Source organism: Synechococcus sp. OH2 (genome assembly GCF_047462155.1).
Lineage (GTDB): Bacteria > Cyanobacteriota > Cyanobacteriia > Thermostichales > Thermostichaceae > Thermostichus.
Genome location: NZ_JANSIR010000071.1, coordinates 866 through 4,549, shown reverse-complemented (window position 1 = coordinate 4,549; position 3,684 = coordinate 866). Strand labels below are relative to the sequence as shown.

Here is a 3,684-nt window from a genome sequence, read left to right as displayed (position 1 = left end):
CTTAGCTCTGGTTCTCCACCCCAAAAAACTCGATGCGGTAGCTCTGGATGCGAGTGCCTGTCTTCTGCTCTACCTGGGCCAGCAGCTCCGGCGGCAGCTCCACATCCACGTCCAGAATGCGGTTGCTGTCCAGGCAGTTGACATGGCTGTGAGGATGGGTACGATTGCCGTAGCGGCGCCCATCGGCGCGATCCAGGCACTCGATAATGTTGTGGCTGGCCAGGGCCTCCAGATTTTGATAGACGGATGTGTGGCCAATGGGCTTGCCCTGCCGATTGAGGCGATCGTAGATCTCTCGAGCGGAAAGGTGCTCGCCGCATTGCCACAGCAGTTCCAAAATATAACGACGCTGCCGGCTAAGGCGCAGATTGCACTCCCGGCATCGCTCCAAAGCAGCTTCCAAAGAGTCTACAGGGCGAGGCATGGGCAAACCTCAAGTCATACCGAGTCTGAGATAGCCAGTTGCTCATTTATACTAGTCTAACATTTGCAAGTCGAAGTTTCTGAAGATTTGTTGCAAAATCTCCGCTGGCATAGACCTCTCCAAGCAGTGTGCAGAAGAAGTGGGGTCAATTATTGACGATATCCCTTCTACAATACCGCTGGGGTGTTGAGGAGAAGCAGGATGCGGCGGCGCCAAATGATCTTGGGCTTGTTGGGACTAGCCGGCAGCAGTGGATTGGTGGGGGCCTATTGGGCCAGTCGGCAGCGTCCTACTTCGGTACCTCTGTCCGCGGTGGTGGGAGGGGCGGCGCCCCCTACCCCTCGACCTACGCCCACGGTTGTCCCCCATCCAGAAGCTCCCCAGGGGCTTTACATCCCAGCCCGCCGCGACCTCCGCCTAATGGTGCTCAGCGACCTAAACGGCATCTACGGCTCGGTGGACTACGACCCAGAGGTGGATCGGGCTATCCGCCTCATCCCCTACTTCCAGCCGGATATCGTCTTGGGCGGAGGGGACATGGTGGCCGGGCAAGATCCCCGCCTCTCGGAGGAGCGCATCCGTGCCATGTGGGCAGCCTTCGACCGGCATGTGGCCGGCCCGCTTCGTGCTGCCAAACTGCCCTACGGCTTCACGCTGGGCAACCACGATGCGTCCTGTGCCCGCACCACGCGGGGCGGTTTTCTCTTCCAAAAAGAACGGGATCTGGCCCGCGAGTTTTGGAACGACCCGGCCCACGATCCCGGTTTGAACTTTGTGGATCGAGGCGACTTTCCCTTTTATTACACCTTCGAAAAAGACGGGGTGTTTTACCTAGTCTGGGACGCCACCTGCAACTACATCCCGCCGGAACAGATGGCCTGGGCGGAAGCAGCACTGGCCAGTGAACGAGCCCAGAAGGCCAAGTTGCGCATCGTCATCGGCCACCTGCCGCTTTACGCCATCACCGTCGGGCGTGACGATCCGGGAGAAGTGCTGCTAGAGGCAGACGCCAAACGGGCCCTGCTGGAGAAATATCGCGTCCACACTTACATCAGCGGCCACCACCACGGTTACTATCCCGGCCACAAGGGACAACTGCAACTGCTCCATTGCGGCATTCTTGGCGCCGGCCCCCGCCCCCTCCTGAATAGCCCCCTGCCTCCCCGCAAGACTCTCACCCTCATCGATGTGGACTTCGACACTCCGGAGGTTACCTACTACACCACCTACCACATGCGGGATCTGAGCGTGATCGACCAAGCCGAGCTGCCCCGCTTCATCACCGGCCACAACGGCCTGGTGCTGCGCCGCGATGTTAACTGGGACAACCTCACCCCCGAAGAAATCGCCACCTGCCGCGCCCGCATCGGATCCCTGTGCCACGATTGACCGGAAAAAAGCGGCGCAGGCCCCCGCATTTATGCCCGGGGATAAGCTACTTAAGCCATTGTGAAGCTATTGTGGTAAGGAGATTTCTGGAGCCGGAAGTAAAAAGTATCTGGGGTGTTTCCCCATCTCTTCGCGTAAGCGGGCCGTAGGCCTTGGAGGTGGGGCGATGCCGTCCCCCACAGGCTTGCGCAATAGGGGAGTTCGATCAACTGTAATCGACCTAGCCAGATCTGCGGCTGGCTGAACAACAACTCAGAACCCTTTGCAAGCGCTTTTGGCCTTCCAATGGACAAGGCCGTAGAAGTAGTCGTCTTGGCAGCGCCGAGCGGCAAGGGGTAAGCCTCGAAGTGGCTTGCGGATGTGATATCATCAATTTCCAACCCTTGGGCAAATGCGCAGCCGCAGCTTCAGCGAGGGCTGTTAACTCAGAGGTAGAGTACCACCTTGACACGGTGGGAGCCGCTGGTTCGATTCCAGCACAGCCCATTGTCAGACCAGCCAAGAGAATCTGCCCAAGTTCGGAAAGTCCTCATCCGGCAAACCCTCTGGCCTTTCAGTGACCCCGACAATTTAGGGCCATCCACCAAAATCCAGGGGTGGGACATAAGACGGGGCGCGGCCAGAGTGGGCATTCGGGAACGCCCAACCCGAGAACAAGGGTTGCCAGGTGAGGAAGGGGCCCATCTCTGCAGCGGCTGTTTTGGCGGCTGGAGGGTTGGTCTGGGATTGGGCCGGATCCCCTGCGGCCAATTTCCTCGGATCCCAGTCAGGGATCCCTATACTGGAGTAGAAGCACTGGAAGGCGCCAGAAAGGCAAGGGTAGCATTAGGTCAGACTGCTAGAGGGGGAAACAACCGATGGGATTGTTCGATCGGGTCAGCCGAATCATTAGATCCAATATCAACGCGCTGGTCAGCAGCGCTGAGGATCCGGAGAAGATCCTGAACCAAACCATTCAGGACATGTCTGAGGATCATTACCAAATGCGGCAAGCAGTTGCCCAGGCCATTGCTGCCCAGAAGCGGATAGAGCGGCAGTACGAGCAGGCGCAGCAGAACGTTGACGAGTGGCAAAGACGGGCCGAGTTGGCCTTGCGCAACAACAACGAGGCTCTGGCCCGCGAAGCGCTGGTGCGCAAGAAGACTTTCGCCGAAACCGCCCAAAGCCTAAAGCGGCAGTTGGATGAGCAGACCAAGCAGGTGGAGCTCCTCAAAAGCAACATGACCAAGCTAGAGAGCAAGATCGCCGAGGCCAAGACCAAAAAGGATATGCTCATCGCGCGGGCCCGGGCGGCCAAGGCTTCCCAACAAATCAACCAGGTCATCGGACGGGTGGACACTACCAGCGCCTTTGCAGCCTTTGAGCGCATGGAAGAGAAGGTAAACGCCCTGGAGGCCCAATCAGCGGCAGTGGCCGAGCTGGCGGTGGACAGCTTGGAGCAACAGTTTGCCGCGCTGGAGGCGGGTGGAGCAGATGTCGATCATGAGCTGATGATGCTGAAAGCGGCGATGCAGGGCCAGTTGCCCGCCGGAGAGCGGAAAGTTTTGCCGCAAGCCCAATCTGCTGCCCCGGCTGAAAGCGAGGTAGATGCGGAGTTGGAAAATCTGCGCCGCGAAATCGACCAGCTTTAACCATGGGAGGCCGTGTCTTCCGAAGGGTGTCTCCTCTGGGCTCAGGTGCGTTGGGATTTCCTGAGCTAGAGAATACAGGGTGGTAAGCTAGGCTGGAAGGGCCGTTGACCTGCCTCTGGGGGGGTTAGGGTAGCCTTCCTGCGTTTTTGCGAGAGAACCAACAGCGATGACAACAGCGAATATCAAACCTCTCCTAGACGCTAAGCAACTGTTGCAGGCTTATGCGTCTGGCCAGCGGGA

Annotated in this window: 3 protein-coding genes and 1 tRNA gene; 3 read left to right on the top strand and 1 reads right to left on the bottom strand. The window is 58.7% G+C overall.

What is annotated here, in order from left to right:
- Window position 1 precedes the first annotated feature (1 nt).
- Window positions 2-424, bottom strand: coding sequence for a Fur family transcriptional regulator (locus NW835_RS06150; protein ID WP_414365609.1), 423 nt, complete (start codon window positions 422-424; stop codon window positions 2-4).
- A 201-nt stretch (window positions 425-625) separates the two neighbouring features.
- Between NW835_RS06150 and NW835_RS06145 the strand changes: the two genes are divergently transcribed.
- From NW835_RS06145 to NW835_RS06135, 3 genes are all read left to right on the top strand, one after another.
- The gene (locus NW835_RS06145) at window positions 626-1,813 is read left to right on the top strand and encodes a metallophosphoesterase family protein (protein ID WP_414365608.1); all 1,188 of its coding nucleotides are present in this window, start codon (window positions 626-628) and stop codon (window positions 1,811-1,813) included.
- A 414-nt stretch (window positions 1,814-2,227) separates the two neighbouring features.
- Window positions 2,228-2,299 (top strand) — tRNA-Val (locus NW835_RS06140).
- A 371-nt stretch (window positions 2,300-2,670) separates the two neighbouring features.
- Window positions 2,671-3,444, top strand: a complete 774-nt coding sequence (locus NW835_RS06135; RefSeq protein ID WP_414378030.1) for a PspA/IM30 family protein — start codon at window positions 2,671-2,673, stop codon at window positions 3,442-3,444.
- The last annotated feature ends 240 nt before the right edge of the window (window positions 3,445-3,684 follow it).